Below are 17,211 nucleotides of genomic sequence, written 5' to 3'. Positions count from 1 at the left end.
CAACCTTTTTCGCATAGTAAAAGATAGATCATAACTGGCAAGGAATAGTATAGCAGTCTACTGTTAAGCGATTGTTAAGTTTTGTCGGGGCTACGCGTCCACGACGACTTTCAGCGGGATTTTCCAAGCTTTCGAGAGCTTGGACAGCGGCTCATCGAGCAAGGAATACTCGAGCAAATCCGGCTGTTTTCCCGTGCAGGACAAAACGAACTCGCCGCCAGTTGAAGCAAGGCGGACGGCGCTGATCGCTTGGGTCATCGAGCGATCCAGCACTCTGGAAAAAAGCAGCAAATGGCCCAGCTTCTCTACGAGACTTTTGTCCTGCTTGCCGAGCAAATCCGGGTGACGGGCAATCTGGCTCTGCGCCAGCTTGTTTGTTTTATAGGACGCAATCATGGCGAGCAGCAGCCGTTCCCGATGGGTATAGCCTGCCATCAGCACGTTGGACAGCAGGTAAAAAGTATGCTCGGAAGCTTCGTAGACGTTGATCGTGCGTCCGGTGTCATGCAGGAGGGCGGCGTTTTCCAAAAGCTGTCGCTCGAACCCGCTGAACGAATGGAGCGCATGCTGTTGCAACTGGTCAAACAGCGACAAGGCCAGGTCGCGCACATGGCGCGAATGCGGCTGGTCAACCTGGTAGCGGTTCATGAACTGCAAGGCGCTGCGCTCCCGGACGATGGCGGTCGAGGCAGGCGGCTGTTCACCCCAGACGGTTTCGTACAACACCCCGTCACGCAGCCCTTTGTTGCTTACGAGCAGGCAATCACTTTGCGCGTAGTGAAGCAAGCTTTCAAAAGCCGCCATGCCCGCGAGAATGACATCGGCGCGGTCTTTGGATACGCCAGGGATTTGTCGGCGTTCTTCCAGCGGCAGCCTGCGCAGGGCGTTCAAAATGTTCGTTACCGCATCTGCCTGGATAGGGTAATGGTGCAGGCTGTCCATGCTGTAGTGAACCTGGCGCTGGTGAATTTTGCCCAGATTGCGCGCTGTGCCGCCGATGGCGATGACGGGACATTGGCGGTTGGCAAGCCAGGGACAAGTGGCAAGCGAATCGGCCAAAAAGGTGCGCAGCTGCGCAAATTCTTCCTCACTCGGAACCTCTTCGCGGAAAAATTGACTGGTCAATGTCACGATGCCGAATGGAAAGCTGTGGCTTTCGATCAGCTGGCGGTCGCGGAAGTAAGTAACCTCTGTGCTGCCGCCGCCGATGTCGATGGTGATTCCTTCGTCCACAGGCATGCTGTTCAAGACGGCGAGATAGCCGTATCGCGCCTCTTCCTTGCCGCTTAATACACGCATGGAAATGCCGCTTTCCCGCTCGATTGCCGCTGTCAGCTCCCGGCCGTTTTCCGCCTGGCGAACTGCTGCGGTGGCAACTCCGATGGCTTGGGTGACTTTTCGCGCGTCCAGCAGTTTCTTGAACTGGCGCATCGTTGTCAACGTTTTGGCAACGCCTTCCTCGTCCAGTCTGCCCGCACGCAGGTGGTTGCTCAATCGCAAGCTGTATTTGATATTGTCTATCTCTGCTACCATTCCCGAATCGTCTTGCTCGTAAATGACCAATCTGGCTGTATTGGAGCCGAGATCGATGACGCCGATGCTTTTTTTCATGTGATTCCCCACTTACAATAGGCTTGGATTCTCGCCAAAATTTTCATGTTTGTTCTCATTATGCCATAGAAATCGGACTTTCCACCCATGAAGTTGTCAGTTGACAATAACGAAAAACCTTTTTATAATCTGAGACATTCAAGCAAACAACGATACGCACACAAATACATGGCTGTGAAAAGGAAAGTAAAAAAGGGATTTGACGACCAGAGAGCTGCCTGATTGCTGGGAGGGCGGCCGCGAACTCTTTTTGAAAGCCACCTTGGAGCCCTGCTTTTGAACGGTTCAGTAGAAAGCAGCGTTTTCCCCGCGTTACGGGGCGCATGTCTTTTTGACAAGACTGCACGAGTTTGCCTTTTGCGAGAGAGGCAAAAAAGCTGAGTGGTACCGCGATACCTTCGCCTCAGCAACCCGATTCATGAAAGCATGGATCAGGTTGCTGGGGCTTTTTGATTTTGGCCAAAAAGAGATAGGAGTGGTGGGGAATGGATCGCTTGAAGCAAAGGGAGCTGTTGCACCTTTTGGAAGAAGATAGTCGCATGAGCGCCGAGCAAATCGGCAAAATGCTGGCAGAGCCTACGGAGGTAATCGAACAGGCGATTGCCGAGCTGGAGGCAGAAAAGGTGATCGTGAAATATCCGGCGCTGGTCAACTGGGAGCGCGTGGAGGATCATCCTTACGTCAACGCCATGATCGACGTCAAAGTGACGCCCAAGCGCGATGTCGGATTTGACGAGGTAGCCGAACGCATTTGCCGCTTCCCTGAAGTGAAGGCCGTCTACTTGATGTCTGGCGCCAGCTACGATTTGTCGATCATTTTGGAAGGCAAGACGATGAAAGAGGTCGCTACCTTCGTATCGCAAAAGCTGTCAACGCTCGATTCCGTCGTATCGACAGCGACGCACTTTATTTTGAAACGCTATAAGCACGATGGCATTGAGCTGGAAGATCGTGACGAAGATCGCAGGATGGTGGTTACGCCGTGAGTACACAATTGACAGTCAAAAAAAATCGCTTGTCGTCTACAGTCGCATCTTTGAAGCCATCGGGCATCCGCCGCTTTTTCGATCTGGCGGCATCGATGGAAGGGGTCATCTCGCTCGGGGTTGGGGAGCCGGATTTCGTCACACCTTGGCGCATGCGCGAAGCTTCTATCTCCTCGCTGGAGCGCGGACACACTGCCTATACTTCCAATGCGGGCATGCTCCCGCTGCGCGTCGAGATTCAAAAGTATTTGGAGGAGCGCTTCTCGGTCAGCTATCATCCGGAGACGGAGATTCTCGTAACCGTAGGAGCGAGCGAAGCGATTGATATCGCCTTGCGTGCCATTCTCGATCCAGGTGATGAAGTGCTGGTAGTAGAACCGTGCTACGTCTCCTACGAGCCTGTCATTCGGCTGGCTGGCGGCGTGCCGAAGTTTTTGAAAACGACGATGGAAAAACAGTTCAAGCTGACGCCGCAAGAGCTGGAAGCGAATATTTCAGAGCGCACGAAAGCGATCATCTTCTGCTACCCGAACAACCCGACAGGGGGCACGATGACAGCAGAGGAGTGGAAGACGCTTCTGCCGATTATTGAAAAGCACGACCTGCTGGTGATTTCCGACGAGATTTATGCAGAGCTGACGTACGGACGCATGCATGACAGCATCGCGGCTCTGCCGGGAATGAAAGAGCGGACGATCCTGATTTCCGGCTTTTCCAAAGCGTTTGCCATGACAGGCTGGCGGCTCGGCTACGTGTGTGCCACACCTGATCTGCTCGCGGGCATGCTGAAAATTCACCAGTACACGATGCTGTGTGCGCCGACGATGGCCCAGATGGCTGCACTCGAAGCGTTGCGCCATGGCCGCGCGGATATGGAGCGAATGATCGAGAGTTACCGTCAGCGCCGTAATTACGTAGTCGATGGCTTCCGCCAGATCGGACTTACGTGCCATGAACCGGATGGAGCGTTTTACGCCTTCCCGTCTGTGGCGGCAACAGGACTTAGTTCCGCCGAGTTTGCCGAAAAGCTGCTCATGGAGGAGAAAGTGGCAGTCGTGCCGGGAGACGTGTTTGGCGAGAGCGGACAAGGCCACATTCGCTGCTCGTATGCGACGTCCATGGAGCAGTTGAAAAAGGCGCTGGATCGGATGGAGCGCCTGATGGGACGATTGCAGTAGGGCAGGCGAGGAAAACAGCAAAGAGGACAGTGCCAGTAGCGCTGTCCTCTTTTTTATGCAGCAGCATTGCTTTTTCGGATAAATTTATGACGACATGACGATCGTGGCGACGAGCTGTGTGACAAGCGCAGCTACGATCATGGAAATACTGGAGACAGTGCCTGAGATCGGACTGATTTCAAACGCCTTGGACGTCCCTGCGCCGTGCGCACTTGTGCCCAGCAGGACACCGCGCGCGATATCATCGGAAATCCGCAAGTAAGCAATAATGTACGGCCCGATGATGGAACCGAGCACTCCGGTCATCAAGACGAGCACGGCGGTAATCGAAGGAACGCCCCCGATCATTTGCGATACGTTCATGGCGATTGGCGTCGTGATGGAACGCGGCAAAAGGCTGTAGAGCACTTGCTGATCGGTATGCAAAAGCAAAGCGAGCACAGCGGAGGAGATGACGGCCACCGCCGAGCCGGACACGACACTGATCATGATTTGTGCCGCGTGTTTCTTCAATAAAGGATAGTGCTTGTAGAGTGGCACAGCAAAGGCGATAGTCGCAGGCTGGAGCATGTACGCCAGCCATTTTCCCCCTTCGTTGTAATCGGCGTAAGGGATTTGGGCGCACAGCAGCAGGACAACCAGCAGAAGCGGTGTGAACAAGATAGGCGAAAAGAGCATAATCGGTCTATAGCGATAAAGCCGTTTGGCCGTCAAATAAATGACGATAGTCAGCAAAAAGCCAATCAGTCCGGTCATCATGAGCGTGTATGCCCCTTCCGCTTCGAGATGCTTTGGGCGATCAAGCCGCTGCAGACCATGACGAACGCAGTGCCGATCACGATAATCAGAACAATTTGCAGCCCTTCATGCAGCATCAGGCTTTGGTACGAGACAATGCCGACAGACGGCGGAATAAAAAACAACAACAGCTCTGCCAAAAGCCATGCGGCTCCGGTTTCAATCCATTCCAGCCGCAAAATTTTGGCCTGGAGCAAGAAAAACACAACAAACATCCCCAGGATGCTGCCGGGGATTTTCCAGCCGAGCGCAGAAACAAGCAGGTTCATCAAAACAGACATGAGAATGAAAAATGCTACTTGCCCCGCGATGATAATCAGTCTTTTCATGATGGTCCTCTCCCTTTGGGAAAAGTGTACATCAGCTTTTTTCATAGGTAAAATGCATATATAGAATGAGTAACATTCATCTTATCTATAGAAGAAACGGAGCGAAGAGCGGATGGACATTCGCCATTTGCAATACTTTTTGGAGGTAGCGCGGCATAGCAGCTTCACCAAGGCGGCAGAGTCGCTGTATATTACCCAGCCGACGATCAGCAAGATGGTGCGCAATCTGGAGGAGGAAATTGGCGTAGAGCTGTTTGAGCGGGTCGGAAAGCGCATCACGTTGACCGATGCGGGATGGGTTTTGTTCTCCCAGGCGGAAGTCATGGTGAAATCGTTCGAGAATATGAAAATCAGGCTGGCAGATTTGATGGAGCTAAAGCGCGGAAAAATTCGCATCGGGCTGCCGCCGATGGTAGGAGCGAGCTTTTTTCCAAAAGTCATCGGGAAGTTTTGCGAGCAGTATCCGGGGATCGAGTTGGAGCTGCTGGAAGTCGGATCGAAAAAAGTGGAGGCAGATGTCGCATCGGGGATGCTGGACAGCGGTGTCGTTTTGCTGCCGACAGATGAAGCGCTTTTTGAGTCGTACTCGTTCGTCAACGAGCAGATTCGCGTCGTGGTTCACCCGACTCATCCATTGGCCGAGCAGCAGGAGGTATCGCTGATCGAGCTTGCGCAGGAGCGCTTTTTGCTGTTTCACGAAGACTTTTCCTTGCACAACCGGATTATTGACGAGTGCGTGCGAGTCGGCTTTCACCCTGCGGTCATGTACAAAAGCTCCCAGTGGGACTTTCTCTCGGAAATGGTGGCAGCCAATGTCGGGATTACTTTGCTGCCCCAAACGATCTGCCGGGAGCTGGACCCGCGCCGTTTTCACAGTCTTGCGCTGGTCAATCCGACGATCAGATGGCACCTCGGGATGATTTGGCGCAAAAACGCCTATCTCTCGTATGCGACGCGCGAATGGATTCGCTTCACCAAAGAAAGCTTGCCCCATATGAAAAGCAAGGCTTCATCTTCTGAATGAAGCCTTGCTCGTATGGGAGTGGCCGCAATTGGCTGCGACCGAAAATGGTATGCATGTATATGGTAGAAAAGGCGGCTGGTTGATAGGAGCAGCCTGTTACAACAATGGGAATGGTCGTATAGGAAAAAATGAAATTATTATTTCGTATTGCGAAGTTTTAGAAACCAACAGATTGATTCAAGGCGCTTACAGCCAGATTGTATTGATAAAGAGCGTCGGCAGCTTTGGTTTCGGATTCGAATAATTCTGCTTCTTTGTCGATCAGGTCATTCAAAGAGCCTTTTTTATTGTTGGCGTAATCGTAAAGAGTTTGTTCGTATTGTTTGGCAGCTTCTTCTTTGGCAGCGTTGCTCGCTGTCAGTGCAGCTTTGGCAGCTGTCGCTTTTTCGTAGGAATCGCTGACTTCCAGACTCACTTTTTGCTTGAGGCTTTGCAGCAGCAGCTCTTCTTTGCGCAGGTCGTTGCGCGCGATTCTTCCTTTATATGTGCTTCCCGCGGAGTATTCTGCCGTAAAATCGGCTTTGATTTGGGCGTACTCTCTTTTCGCTTCGGCTTCGATCATGTCAGGGCGCTTTTGGTAGGCCAGAGCAAGAGCTTCTTCCACTGTATTCAGCGGGGCAGAGGTCAGTGCGCTCGTTTGCAGCAACCACGCTTTGTCCTGTTTTTCATTCAGCAAGCTGTTGAGCTTGGCCAATGCTTCCTTGTAGCTGGTTTCCAGAGCGGACAGCTTGTCTTTGGCGTCATTGTCATCGGCCCAGTATTGGCGCTGGATGCTTTTCTTTTGCACCTTGATTTTTTCTTCCAGGGCGCGAACTTCAAAATATGCTTTTTGGACATCGAGGCGCAGAGCGTTTTGCTTGGTGGCAAAGGAAGCTTCACCGACGAGCAAATCTTTTTTCGCTTCAGCTTCATCTCCGTACTTGTCAGAAGCTTCACTCAGCGAATTGACGTCATCCTTTTTGATTGCCGCTGTGTCTCGAAGGGTCAGGAGAGACTCATAGCGAGTGGTTTCGTAATCGAGTCTCGCCAGTTCCAGGTCAACACTGTTTTTCAATGCTTGCTCAACAGCGTGATCGAGAGAGAGGGGAGCTACTGCTGTTTGTTCCACCGCCGCTGCGAGAGGGGCTGCCAGAGCCAGGTGCGAGCTGCCGACAAAAAGCGCAGTGACCAGTGTGGTGCTGTAAAGATGTTTGGACAACCGGGACTTCATTTACAAAGCCTCCTTCATTTCATGAGTAATGAAAACGATAATCATTATCAATTTTCATGAACAGTATATATTTCCAACCTGATGTTCGTCAATACGAAATCGAGAGTTGGAATGATAGAAAACATCATTTATCAATCAAAGAGTTTAAATAATTTACAAATTTTGTGTAAAGGCAGAGTGCAGCAAGAAAGGCATCCAGATAGCGGACGCCTTTCTTGCTATGAGCTTGGTCAAAAGTAAAGAGGAGAGAGCCGCTGATCTATATAAAAGGCAGTCTGGAGCTTGCTGCCTAATTCATCAGATAAAAAGAAGGGAAAAGGACGAAAAAATATTACGTGAAGCGAAATATTAGAAACCGATCGATTGATCCAATGTGCTGACAGCAAGGTTGTATTGATAGAGCGATTCAGATGCTTTGGTTTCTGCTGCAAACAGGCTTGCTTCTTTTTCGATCAAGTCTTTCAAGGCTGCTTTTTGACTCGTGTAATCCGACAAAGCTTGCTGGTATTGCTTGGCAGCCTCGTTTTTGGCAAGGACGCTCTCAGCCAATGCTTTTTTCGCCGCGGCGACCTTTTCGTAAGAGTCGGCTACTTCTTGATCGACTTTTTGCTTCAGTCGTTCCAGCACCAGGTCGGACTTGCGCAATTGCTTGACGGCTACTTTGCCTTTATAGGTGCTGATGGGCGTGTAATCTTTCGTGTAGTTAACTTTGACTTCGGCAAAATCTTTCTCGGCGACAGCTTTCATCATGTCAGGCCGCTTTTTGTAGGCTTGCGCTTTGGCTTCTTCCAGAGTGGCAACTAGCGGTGCGGACAGCTCGCGGGTTTCCAAGCGCCAGGACTTGTCCTTTTTTTCGTTCAGCAGGTCGTTGAGTTTGGCCAATGCCTGCTTGTAGCTGGTTTCCAGAGCGGACAGCTTTTCTTTCGCTTCGTCGTTCTCCGACCAGTATTGGCGTTGGATGCTTTGCTTTTGCAGCTTGATCTTTTCTTCCAGAGAAGAGACTTCAAAATACGCTTTTTGCACTTGCAGCTGCAAATTGTTTTTTGAGGTTTTCAAAGTGACTTCGCTAAGCGCCAGGTCTTTTCTCGCTTTGGCAGCGTCTTCGTATTTTTTCTTGGCATCATCGAGCGTATTGACGTTTTCGAGCTGGATGGCCGCTTTTTCTCGCAGCGTATAGAGCGTTTCATATTCCGTAACATCGTAATCTATTTGCAGCAGCTCAAGATCGATGCTGGTTTTCAATGCCTGCTCGATCGCACCGTGGAGAGACAGAGGAGCGGTCTGGGGTTGTTCTGCGGCTGCAACAACTGCAGGAGCGGCCATAGCCAAATGAGTATTGCCTGCAAGAAGCGCGGCAACCAGTGTAGTGCTGTAGAGATGCTTCGATAACCTGGACTTCATTATGGGGCCTCCTTGGGAATAGGAAAAGAGTTTGTCGATAACGATTCTCATTATCAATTTTTCATGAACAGTATATATTTCCAGTCTACATTCGTCAATATGTAATCATAAGAAAGTTGATCGGAAAAATAAAATGAAACAAAGAAAAAGCTCCCTCGACGTGAGGGAGCCTGCAATGACTTGTTTGGCAAAGCTATTTATTTTTCGTCCATGCTGAAATCTACTTTATGGAGCGGAACAAGCTTGCTCTTTTTCGTATACTTGTAGACAAGCCAAACGATCAAAAACAGCGGCAAGCCAACATAGGAGACGAACACGCCGTTCCAGTCAATCTCGCCGCCGATAAACGCCGAGTAGTTTTGGCCGACAATGACGACGCAGCAAATGATAAAGGCGAAAATCGGGCCAAACGGGAACAGCTTCGCCCGGTATGGCAGCTCACGCAGGTCGCGGCCTTGGGCCAGGTACGCTTTGCGGAAGCGGTAATGGCTGATGGCAATGCCGAGCCAAGCGATAAACCCGGACATGCCGGATGCGTTCAGAAGCCATACGTACACCTCGCCATCTCCAAACAGGGAGGACAGAAACGCCAGCGCACCGATGGCAGCCGTCATGATCAAGGAATTGATCGGGACGCCGTTGCGAGTGACTTTGGCAAACCATTTTGGCGCTTTTCCTTCCTTCGCCAGCACCCACAGCATGCGGGTGGATGCGTACATGCCGGAGTTCCCGGCAGACAGCACGGAGGTGAGGATGACCGCATTCATCACAGAGGCGGCGAAGGCAAAGCCGGCTTTTTCAAAGACGATCGTGAACGGGCTGATGGCAATATCGGTAATATCACCGCTGATCAGATTCGGATTGTCGTAAGGAACGAGCAACCCGATAATCAGGATTGCGAAAATGTAGAAGAGCAAGATGCGCCAAAAAATCTGGCGGATCGCTTTCGGGATATTGCGCGCAGGGTCTTCGCTCTCACCAGCGGCCACCCCTACAAGCTCGGTTCCCTGGAACGAGAACCCGGCAATCATGAAGACGCCGAGAAGCGCCATGAAGCCGCCATTGAACGGTGCATCGCCTTTGGTGAAGTTTTGGAAGCCGACTGCTTCGCCACCCATAATGCCGAAGATCATCAAAATACCAATGATGATAAAGACGACGACGGTGACTACTTTAATCAAGGCAAACCAGTATTCAGATTCGCCGTAGCCTTTGACAGACAACAGATTAAGAGCAAACATAAGGACGAGGAACAAGGCACTCCACAAAATGGCGGGAGTATCCGGGAACCAGTATTTCATAATGAGAGCTGCGGCTGACAGTTCGACCGCAATCGTAATTGCCCAGTTGTACCAGTAATTCCAGCCAAGCGCGAAGCCGAGTGACGGGTCGACGAATCTGGTGGCGTAGGTGGAAAAGGAGCCGGATACAGGCATGAAGGCGGCCATTTCCCCAAGACTGGTCATCAAAAAGTAAACCATGATACTGATAGCGATGTAGGCGACCAAAGCGCCCCCTGGTCCGGCTTCGTGAATCGAGCCTCCACTCGCCAGGAACAAGCCCGTACCGATGGAGCCGCCGATGGCGATCATCGTCAGGTGGCGGGCTTTCAAACCACGTTGCAGTTGATTCTGTGACATAAGATGCTTGCACGACCTTTCGAAGATTTTGAGAAGGTCGGTCGGAAACGAAAAAACCGCCAATAGCCAAAAACGGCATAGGGCGGTATCATCCAATCCCCACCAAGCCTTCACTGAAGATAGCACACCACGTTTGCCCGGCAAGCAAACGTGACAGTTCTGTCCCTTTCGGGTACAGCCCCAGCCCACGCGCACAGAGATGCGATATGAGCTTCGGCGGCTTTTCCCTTTCCTGGAGTCATAGATTTCTTCTGAATCTCGTACAGGATGACATAAAAGCCGCGACCTCTACCCTCACCGTGAAAGATGAGGATAACATGTATGAAGTTGATTTATTTATCAACTATATAAGATTGATCGTTATTAATCAATGAAAAAAGTTGTGCTGCAAAATATTGCTAGAGTGGGAGCAAGGGCTACAAAAATGACCTGCGCGCAGGCCAAGAGCCTTGCAGCTTGCGGATTTGCACAATTTGTCCCGTATGAAAAGCGTCGTGCAAAATGATGCTCATCACGCTTTGCCCGATGGAGATGGTGGGCAGCGGCTGATCGAATGCATCGCCGGAAAGGGAGCGGAGCTTTTCATGAATGCCGCGATGTACTTCTTCCATGCGCTGCACCGCCGCTTGCCAAGCTGCTTCGTCGTCTGGCGCTCCGGATGGTTGGAAGGTGTCATCGTTCGTCTCAGCCGTACCAGGAAAATCCGTACCGGATAGACGGTGCAGCAAACGCTCTTTGAAATAGAGCAGATGACTGAGATTTTCCCAGATCGTGTTCGCTGCCTCTCCTTCGGGACGCCAGCTGGCTTGGGCCACGGTCACGCCATCCAGGGCGTGCTTGAGCGGCGGATACCAATCTTCTTTGTCATACGTGCACTCCCATTCATGAACAAGCAATTCCATCCGATTCATGTGTTTCCTCCTCGTCTGTCAAACAGATTGGTGAAGCGCTATAATGGCAATAAGAAGAAGTTTGTAACGCTCAAAATGAATTTTGGTGGTTACAAGATGATCTTACCATATGTTGGTGTTACCTACAAGAAGCGAAAATAGATGGGGGAAGAGAAGTGTGCAATGGCTATGCATCGATTTTTTAAACAGCGATTGGCGTGACTGGCGCGGGACAGGCCGCAAGGAAAATCGCCTGGCAAAGCGGGAATGGCAGGAATGGTTTTTGCAAGAGCACCAATTGCAGGCACCGCTGCCGCTTGACGAGGAAACCGTCGCTGTTCTTGTGCAATTTCGCGAGTATATGCGAATGCTTTTGGAAAAGGTGGTCAGCGGGGAGGCATTGCTGCAAGAGGAGTTGGAGCAACTGAACGAGACGCTGGCAAAAGCTCCGTTTTACGTTCGCGTCGTGCCTAGTGAAGAGGAAGCAACTTATGCGCAGGAATGGCATAGCGCGATTGAAGGATGGCCACTGGTCATGGCGCGGATCGCCGGGTCTTTTGCCACGCTGTTGCTTCCGTCCCATCTGGAGCGGATCAAGATTTGCGACAACGAGGACTGCTGCTGGGTGTTCTACGATGAAAGCCGGAACCGGGTGCGGCGCTGGTGCGACGATAAAATGTGCGGCAATCTGATGAAGGTACGCCGTTTTCGGGAGCGGCAAAAGGAGAAAAAATGAGCGAAGGAAAAGGGGCAGAGAAACAGACTGCGCCTTTTTTCATGTCTGGGCAAAAGAGCAGGGAGAAGCCCACGATCTGCTGTCGCTGCCATCGTTGTAGCAAACGTTTTACGGCATGGGAAGCGTCATGCTTTCAGTATGTGTAGCCCGCGAATCCGCAAATGCAAATGACGTACATGGAAAGGAAAATGGAGGCATAATAAGAAGCAGGTAACAAGGGACCGGAAGCGAGGTGGCGGGATGAGTCGCAAACGGAAAATATGGCGCAGGGCACTGGTTTTGCTTTTGCTTGTAGGAGCGTGTACGGCGATCTGGTATTTGCGTCCTTACCAGCACGATCAGGCTGCCAAAGATGCGATGCAGGGCGGCGAAGGCATCACCGTTATCGATACGGGGGACTGGATTGCTTTTGAAGGCGGGGAAGCCCGGGAGCCAGGGCTGATCTTGTATCCAGGCGCTTTGGTCAAATCGGAGAGCTATGCACCGCTGGCACGAGCTTTGGCTGGTTCCGGATATCGGGTATTCGTAGCGAGAATGCCGCTGAATTTGGCTATCAGCGATGTCGAGCGAGCCAATCAAGTGTTGAAAGCATATCCCAAGCAATCGTTTGTGATCGGCGGGCACTCTTTGGGCGGAGCCATGGCAGCCCGGTTTGCGGTCCAACACCTCGATCGGATCGATGGCGTCTTCTTTTTGGGAGCTTATCCGGACAAACGGGGAGATTTGCAAAAAGCGGAAATACCCGTCTTGTCCTTGCTCGGATCGCGGGATGGCGTGGTGAATCGGGAAAAGTTTGCGGCCAGCAAGGCATTTTTGCCGGAGAATGCGGTATTCATGACAATCGAGGGCGGCAATCACGCGCAGTTCGGCAGCTATGGCGCGCAGGAAGGCGACCAGCCTGCTGCCATCACTCCGCAGGAGCAGTGGCAGCAAACAGTAGCGGCGATCAAGGATTGGCTCCTGTCAGACGTCATTCCCCGAAAGAGAGATAATGCCGGAAACGACTCCGGTAATCCGGATGTTTTCGGAAGGTAACAGGAGCGGTTCGTCTGTCGGACGCGTGGTCGTAAACAAGCATTCTACCGGATTGACATCTGTTGCGATGCGGACGAGAAACTGGCCTTCCTGTCTGATCAGGACGGGCCTGTCTTTGATCGGTTCCATGGAGAAGTCGGAAATAAGCAAAGCGTCTCCGGGAAAAATGCCGAGGCCGGAAAGACCGTCATCTTGCATGATCAAAGCGAATCGCGCCACGTGATAGCTCGCCACTTCAAGAGACGGACGCAGCGACAATTCCTCATCCTGGTCGAGTGGCAGCTCGAAAAAACGGCTGCTGTAAGCGTCTCCCGCTATAAAGATTCGTTTCACGAAAAATCGCCTCCGAAAAGATGGTCAAAAATGCCTAGACGGTCTATCAATCAATCGTAGACGGGAAAGCCTTTGGCGTACAGGCGGCTGAGAATCCGGTCAAAGCGGGTGCGCGCGAGAGCAAGCGGGACCTGAAAGCGGCTGGCCAACAGCACAGGTGCCTGGTAGCGGGAGCAATCCGCAAGCACAGAGCCCATCATGAAGAGCGGGAGCAAAAGGTGCTCGGCAAAATGATTCGCCTGCGATTCCTGCCAATCGATCATCCATTCGCTGGACTGCGGCTGTACTCCTTCATGCAGGAGCAGGTGCCCAAGCTCATGCGCGATTTTTACCCGCTGGGTCGCAGGGTCGAGACGTTCATCTACCGCGATGATGTAGCGATTCGGCAAGCTGGGATGGGCGTGGGCGCGGCTGCGGCCGTTGATGAAATGGATTTCGATGCCGTATGTTTCGCACAGTTGCGCGAGATTGATTTGTTCGGGCAGCTCCATGCCATGGTGGCGCAGCAAAAGATAGACGCGGCTTTCCAGCCAGGTTTGCGGTTTGCCGATTTCTTGTAAAAGGGAAAAGTGCATCAGGAACCTCCTGAAAAATTGGAACGTACGTTCTGTTTTGTGTCGAAAAGAAAACCCCTCTGTGGGGTTATTTTTTTTTCAGCTCTTCCGTGATGTCAAACAAGGAAGGCGGGCGTGATTCGCGTACCTGGCGAGCTTTCCACTGCTTTTTCAGGTCGTACCAGTAGCGGCGGATTTCTTTCTTTTCTTCTTCAGAAGCTTCCAGATACCCATCGAGAAAATAGTAGTCGTCCGGGTCGTCGATTCTCTCCTGCAACAGCTCGTCCAGTGAACGCTGGCCTGTCTGCGCAGACGAAGAAGCCACATAAACAGCGCCGTCTTCGGTTCGTCCCAGAAGCCAGTCGGTCGTAACCTCCAAAATATCTGCCAGCTGCATCAGCATGTCATTGGGAGGGGTGCTGTGGTTATTTTCGTAGTTGCTGATCGTGCCCTTGGTCGTGCTGACACGTTCGGCCAGCTCTTCCTGAGTCAGACCTTTCGCTTTGCGAGCTGTGCGTAAGCGCTGAGATAGCATGAGCGCCAGTCCTTCCGTTACAGATGTACAACTATATTGTACTAAAAGACAAGAAAGAAAAAAAGTATGTATGAAAATATTGTATTTTTCATTTGACATACAAGTATTTTGTACATTAAGATGCTTATACAAACGAAAACAAGAACAAGCGTTCTGATTATGAAAGGAGGTGGACACGTTGAACGAAAAAGTGTCTGCGCCAGCGTACGAGCGCAGAGACGCAGCGCAGTGGGGGCAGAGAAACCACGAAAGCAAAACGAAAGCCAAAAGGAAGAGGTGAGGACACATGAAACAAAAATCGTTTGTGCTGCTGTTACTGCTGGCTGTAATCACAGTCGTTTGCCTTCCGGGAAGGGCGGTTACGGCAGCAGCAGATCCACTGGCTGACATCTACCAGCTGGATCAGGAGTTGTTGAAGCTTTCGCAGACGCTCGACTTTTTTCAGGAGGTCGCTACCAAGAAGAACAACGAGCCGCTTGCCAAGCAAATTGGCGAGGAAGCGTCCGTGTTGTTCGAGCAGGCCAAAGCGCTTCATCAAATTAAGGAAGCGCCTGGTCAAACGGAACGGGCTGCAAAGCAAGCGGCTGTAGAAAATCAGCTGTCGGTTCAAAAAACACCGCTTGCCGAATTGGTTGAGACGTACAACGAAAAGGCAGATGCCTACTGGGAGCAGCTCATGCCAGAGTTATCCGCTGCCAGGACGGGAAAAAACAGTCCGAAGCAGGCGAAATTGCATGCTGCTGCTGTCAATGCTACTGCTACTGCCGCCGCCGTCTTGGACCCGTTTGAGCCGAACGACGATGTTGGCAGTGCTTACCCGATTACGCGAGGAAATATGTACAATTCCAAGCTGTCGTGGAAGCAGGACACTGATATTTATCGCTACGATTCGGGAGCGCAAAGCGGACAGGCAACGGTTACCTTGTATGTTCCTGACGACGTGAACTACGACCTGGTTGTGATTGAAGCGCCAAACAAGGCGATCGGCACCAGCATGAAGCCGACACTGGGGCAAGACGAGATCATCACATTCCAGATCGAGCCGAACAAGACGTATTATTTTTCCGTGTTCAGCATGGACCGTCACTTTAGCGAAACTGCGGAATACACGCTTTTGCTCAGCGATGTGAAGGCGGTGCTTTCGCTCAATCAGCCTGTCGATATCAGTTTGCCCGCCGGAGAAGTGCCGGCTTACCGCTTCACGGCTCCTGTAACAGGCAACTATCGGCTGTACACAAGTCCGTACGGCGGATTTGGGCCGCTGTTCGATACCGTTCTGCTCGTGTCTCGCGACGAAAAGCTGCAGCAAGTGGTGAGAATCAATGACGAAGCAACGCCGGGCGAGCTTTTTTCGGAAATCAACACACCGCTGGAAGCGGGAGTGACGTATTTTGTGTGGGTCTCTTCTTACGACAAGCAAAAAGGCGTTCACGCCCGATTGACAGCGGCGCTGGATACGAAGGCAACGGTGGCTTCGCCTGTGCTGCATGAAGCGGCTGCAAACGACGGCAGCCTCGCGGAACAACAGGTCGTCACGATCAGCAACGGAATTTTGACTTCGGACGCAGCGAGTGCCGTGTCTGTCAGCAACGTTCCGGCTGGACTTACGCCAGTTGTCACAAGGAACAGCAACTCGATGCTGACGATTCAGTTTGCGGGGAAAGCAGCCACGCACGAGAGCAAGCACAGCGTCCAGAACTTGTTCGTCACCATCCCGAAAGCCAAGGTAGCGGGGATGGATGCGGACGTGGTAGCAGGGCCGTTTGCCATTGAGTTTTCCGACACGGAACCGTTTTTCATGAATGCTCCCAAAGATCTCAATCTTGGGGCAGGCGCGAAAAAAATCGTGAAGTTTACACCGCCGTCCTCAGGCAGCTTCGAGCTGTATACGAGCTTTTACGGCGACAATCCGGCGGAAGGGACAAGCAATACGCAGCTCGCCATCTATGAGGATTACGCGGGCACGCGCCTGATTGCGGCCAATGACGACGGGGATCAGCCGCCATTTTCCAAGGTGCGACTGTCCATGCAAAAGGGACAAGATTATTACGTCGTTCTGTCAGCGGCAGGAAACGGTGCGGTGCATGCGCGACTCGCAGCCCGTTATTTGGGAGTGGAATACATCTACAACGCCAAAGGGCAGCTTGTACAAATCAAGCAAAACGGCAAGGTTTTGGCCGAGTATACGTATGACGGAAACGGAAATCTCACACGCAAACTCATTCATCAATAAGAGGGGGGATATGATGCGACACAATCGTTGGATCAAAAAGATAGCAAGCGTCGTGCTGACCAGTTCGCTGCTCATGCCGAACATTGCTGTTGCCGAGGCGAATCTTTTGCCGAAGCAGGCAGCTTCCCGTGCTGCGGATGAAAGCGCCACGACGAAGAAATGGCTTTCCGCTTATCAGGCAGCTTTGCAGGCCGGAGCGGGAGCAAAGGAAAAGCAGCCGGATGAGCAGCCGACCTACACAAAGGCAGAGGTCATGAAGCTGGAGTGGGGGCCGCTTTCAGCCGAAAGTGTCTGGCAGTTGTACCAGACTGGTGACAGAAAATTGCTGCAACTTGCGGCGTATGTGCACCCGCAGCTCGACCAGTTTTTGTCGCATAACGAGCAGGTCGACAAGTATCAATGGCTGGACGAGGCGTTCCAGAAGAAGATGGACGGCCTAACGGCAGCCGAGAAAAAGCAGTTGGCGGCGTATGCACCACAGGTTGTCGCTTTGCACGAAAAAGGCAAGGAGGTGGCTGCGGCGAAAAAAGCGCTCTCGCCAGCAGGCAAGGCGCAAGCGACAGAAAGCGCAGCGTCTGCCACACAAGCCGCGTCTGCACTGGCAAGCATCCCCGATGCCATGTTTGAAACGGAAGGCTTGACCTACAAATACCAGCGCACCAATACGGACAATCCGGTGGATGAGCTGTACCGGGCGGCAAACGTGCAGGAAGTGGAT

16 protein-coding genes, 1 pseudogene, 1 riboswitch and 1 other annotated feature are annotated in these 17,211 nt (G+C 52.0%); of the genes and pseudogenes, 7 read left to right on the top strand and 10 right to left on the bottom strand.

Annotated elements, in window-relative coordinates; all coding sequences use genetic code 11:
- Nucleotides 1-90: 90 nt before the first annotated feature.
- Complete coding sequence (gene ppx, locus DEP07_RS07935; protein WP_287102346.1) at nucleotides 91-1,611, bottom strand: exopolyphosphatase; 1,521 nt, start codon at nucleotides 1,609-1,611, stop codon at nucleotides 91-93.
- Nucleotides 1,612-1,776: 165 nt separating this feature from the next.
- Nucleotides 1,777-2,020 (top strand) — a binding site (T-box leader).
- A gap of 76 nt (nucleotides 2,021-2,096) precedes the next feature.
- Between ppx and DEP07_RS07930 the strand changes: the two genes are divergently transcribed.
- Nucleotides 2,097-2,597 carry an Lrp/AsnC family transcriptional regulator gene (locus DEP07_RS07930; RefSeq protein ID WP_122962713.1) on the top strand — a complete coding sequence of 167 codons (501 nt, stop codon included), beginning with the start codon at nucleotides 2,097-2,099 and terminating at the stop codon, nucleotides 2,595-2,597.
- Nucleotides 2,594-3,775 (top strand): aminotransferase, encoded by a 1,182-nt coding sequence (locus DEP07_RS07925; RefSeq protein WP_287102345.1) that lies wholly within the window; start codon nucleotides 2,594-2,596, stop codon nucleotides 3,773-3,775. The genes DEP07_RS07930 and DEP07_RS07925 overlap by 4 nt, the downstream gene beginning before the upstream one ends.
- 84 nt (nucleotides 3,776-3,859) lie before the next feature.
- Here the strand turns inward: DEP07_RS07925 and DEP07_RS07920 are convergent, their stop codons facing one another.
- Nucleotides 3,860-4,534, bottom strand: coding sequence for an LrgB family protein (locus DEP07_RS07920; protein WP_122962715.1), 675 nt, complete (start codon nucleotides 4,532-4,534; stop codon nucleotides 3,860-3,862).
- Entirely contained in the window at nucleotides 4,531-4,902 is a 372-nt protein-coding gene (locus DEP07_RS07915) for a CidA/LrgA family protein (RefSeq protein WP_122962716.1), read from the bottom strand. The genes DEP07_RS07920 and DEP07_RS07915 overlap by 4 nt, the downstream gene beginning before the upstream one ends.
- 112 nt (nucleotides 4,903-5,014) lie before the next feature.
- Here DEP07_RS07915 and cidR point away from each other — a divergent pair, with 112 nt between their 5' ends.
- Nucleotides 5,015-5,926 (top strand): cidABC operon transcriptional activator CidR, encoded by a 912-nt coding sequence (gene cidR, locus DEP07_RS07910; protein ID WP_122962717.1) that lies wholly within the window; start codon nucleotides 5,015-5,017, stop codon nucleotides 5,924-5,926.
- 157 nt (nucleotides 5,927-6,083) lie between these two features.
- Here cidR and DEP07_RS07905 read toward each other — a convergent pair whose 3' ends face one another.
- The 4 genes from DEP07_RS07905 to DEP07_RS07890 form a co-directional block, all read right to left on the bottom strand.
- Nucleotides 6,084-7,136, bottom strand: coding sequence for a TolC family protein (locus DEP07_RS07905; protein ID WP_287102344.1), 1,053 nt, complete (start codon nucleotides 7,134-7,136; stop codon nucleotides 6,084-6,086).
- Between the two features lie 348 nt (nucleotides 7,137-7,484).
- Nucleotides 7,485-8,537: a TolC family protein gene (locus tag DEP07_RS07900; RefSeq protein WP_287102343.1), complete on the bottom strand. Its 1,053-nt coding sequence runs from the start codon at nucleotides 8,535-8,537 to the stop codon at nucleotides 7,485-7,487.
- A 197-nt stretch (nucleotides 8,538-8,734) separates the two neighbouring features.
- Entirely contained in the window at nucleotides 8,735-10,177 is a 1,443-nt protein-coding gene (locus tag DEP07_RS07895; RefSeq protein WP_122963244.1) for an amino acid permease, read from the bottom strand.
- A 112-nt stretch (nucleotides 10,178-10,289) separates the two neighbouring features.
- Nucleotides 10,290-10,476, bottom strand: a riboswitch (Lysine riboswitch).
- A gap of 117 nt (nucleotides 10,477-10,593) precedes the next feature.
- Entirely contained in the window at nucleotides 10,594-11,088 is a 495-nt protein-coding gene (locus DEP07_RS07890; protein WP_122962720.1) for a DinB family protein, read from the bottom strand.
- A gap of 157 nt (nucleotides 11,089-11,245) precedes the next feature.
- Here DEP07_RS07890 and DEP07_RS07885 point away from each other — a divergent pair, with 157 nt between their 5' ends.
- On the top strand, nucleotides 11,246-11,803 hold the full coding sequence (locus tag DEP07_RS07885) for a CGNR zinc finger domain-containing protein (protein ID WP_274874942.1): 558 nt from the start codon (nucleotides 11,246-11,248) through the stop codon (nucleotides 11,801-11,803).
- Between the two features lie 240 nt (nucleotides 11,804-12,043).
- A complete protein-coding gene (locus DEP07_RS07880; protein ID WP_217021847.1) occupies nucleotides 12,044-12,838 on the top strand; it encodes an alpha/beta fold hydrolase in 795 nt (264 codons plus the stop codon).
- On the opposite strand, the gene DEP07_RS07875 is transcribed toward DEP07_RS07880, so the two are convergent.
- The 3 genes from DEP07_RS07875 to DEP07_RS07865 form a co-directional block, all read right to left on the bottom strand.
- Nucleotides 12,767-13,171 carry a hypothetical protein gene (locus DEP07_RS07875; RefSeq protein WP_287102342.1) on the bottom strand — a complete coding sequence of 135 codons (405 nt, stop codon included), beginning with the start codon at nucleotides 13,169-13,171 and terminating at the stop codon, nucleotides 12,767-12,769. The two genes, DEP07_RS07880 and DEP07_RS07875, sit on opposite strands and share 72 nt — an antisense overlap.
- Nucleotides 13,172-13,221: 50 nt before the next feature.
- Nucleotides 13,222-13,746: an ImmA/IrrE family metallo-endopeptidase gene (locus tag DEP07_RS07870; protein ID WP_063231495.1), complete on the bottom strand. Its 525-nt coding sequence runs from the start codon at nucleotides 13,744-13,746 to the stop codon at nucleotides 13,222-13,224.
- Nucleotides 13,747-13,813: 67 nt separating this feature from the next.
- On the bottom strand, nucleotides 13,814-14,260 hold the full coding sequence (locus DEP07_RS07865) for a helix-turn-helix domain-containing protein (RefSeq protein ID WP_063231496.1): 447 nt from the start codon (nucleotides 14,258-14,260) through the stop codon (nucleotides 13,814-13,816).
- Nucleotides 14,261-14,546: 286 nt separating this feature from the next.
- On the opposite strand from DEP07_RS07865, the gene DEP07_RS07860 reads away from it, so the two are divergent.
- Both DEP07_RS07860 and DEP07_RS07855 read left to right on the top strand, forming a co-directional pair.
- Nucleotides 14,547-16,493, top strand: coding sequence for a hypothetical protein (locus tag DEP07_RS07860; protein ID WP_287102341.1), 1,947 nt, complete (start codon nucleotides 14,547-14,549; stop codon nucleotides 16,491-16,493).
- Nucleotides 16,494-16,506: 13 nt separating this feature from the next.
- Nucleotides 16,507-17,211: pseudogene (locus tag DEP07_RS07855) on the top strand (RHS repeat-associated core domain-containing protein); the annotation flags it as partial.

Origin of the sequence: Brevibacillus sp. (genome assembly GCF_003521185.1) — a bacterium.
GTDB lineage: Bacteria > Bacillota > Bacilli > Brevibacillales > Brevibacillaceae > Brevibacillus > Brevibacillus parabrevis.
This window is presented reverse-complemented; position numbering and strand designations above follow the sequence as displayed.

Bases quoted from the DNA above. Each gene is read 5' to 3' on its own strand.
- ppx (WP_287102346.1), bottom strand. From the start codon at position 1,611: ATGAAAAAAAGCATCGGCGTCATCGATCTCGGCTCCAATACAGCCAGA.
- DEP07_RS07930 (WP_122962713.1), top strand. From the start codon at position 2,097: ATGGATCGCTTGAAGCAAAGGGAGCTGTTGCACCTTTTGGAAGAAGAT.
- DEP07_RS07920 (WP_122962715.1), bottom strand. From the start codon at position 4,534: ATGATGACCGGACTGATTGGCTTTTTGCTGACTATCGTCATTTATTTG.
- DEP07_RS07915 (WP_122962716.1), bottom strand. From the start codon at position 4,902: ATGAAAAGACTGATTATCATCGCGGGGCAAGTAGCATTTTTCATTCTC.
- cidR (WP_122962717.1), top strand. From the start codon at position 5,015: ATGGACATTCGCCATTTGCAATACTTTTTGGAGGTAGCGCGGCATAGC.
- DEP07_RS07905 (WP_287102344.1), bottom strand. From the start codon at position 7,136: ATGAAGTCCCGGTTGTCCAAACATCTTTACAGCACCACACTGGTCACT.
- DEP07_RS07900 (WP_287102343.1), bottom strand. From the start codon at position 8,537: ATGAAGTCCAGGTTATCGAAGCATCTCTACAGCACTACACTGGTTGCC.
- DEP07_RS07895 (WP_122963244.1), bottom strand. From the start codon at position 10,177: ATGTCACAGAATCAACTGCAACGTGGTTTGAAAGCCCGCCACCTGACG.
- DEP07_RS07890 (WP_122962720.1), bottom strand. From the start codon at position 11,088: ATGAATCGGATGGAATTGCTTGTTCATGAATGGGAGTGCACGTATGAC.
- DEP07_RS07880 (WP_217021847.1), top strand. From the start codon at position 12,044: ATGAGTCGCAAACGGAAAATATGGCGCAGGGCACTGGTTTTGCTTTTG.
- DEP07_RS07870 (WP_063231495.1), bottom strand. From the start codon at position 13,746: ATGCACTTTTCCCTTTTACAAGAAATCGGCAAACCGCAAACCTGGCTG.
- DEP07_RS07865 (WP_063231496.1), bottom strand. From the start codon at position 14,260: ATGCTATCTCAGCGCTTACGCACAGCTCGCAAAGCGAAAGGTCTGACT.
- DEP07_RS07860 (WP_287102341.1), top strand. From the start codon at position 14,547: ATGAAACAAAAATCGTTTGTGCTGCTGTTACTGCTGGCTGTAATCACA.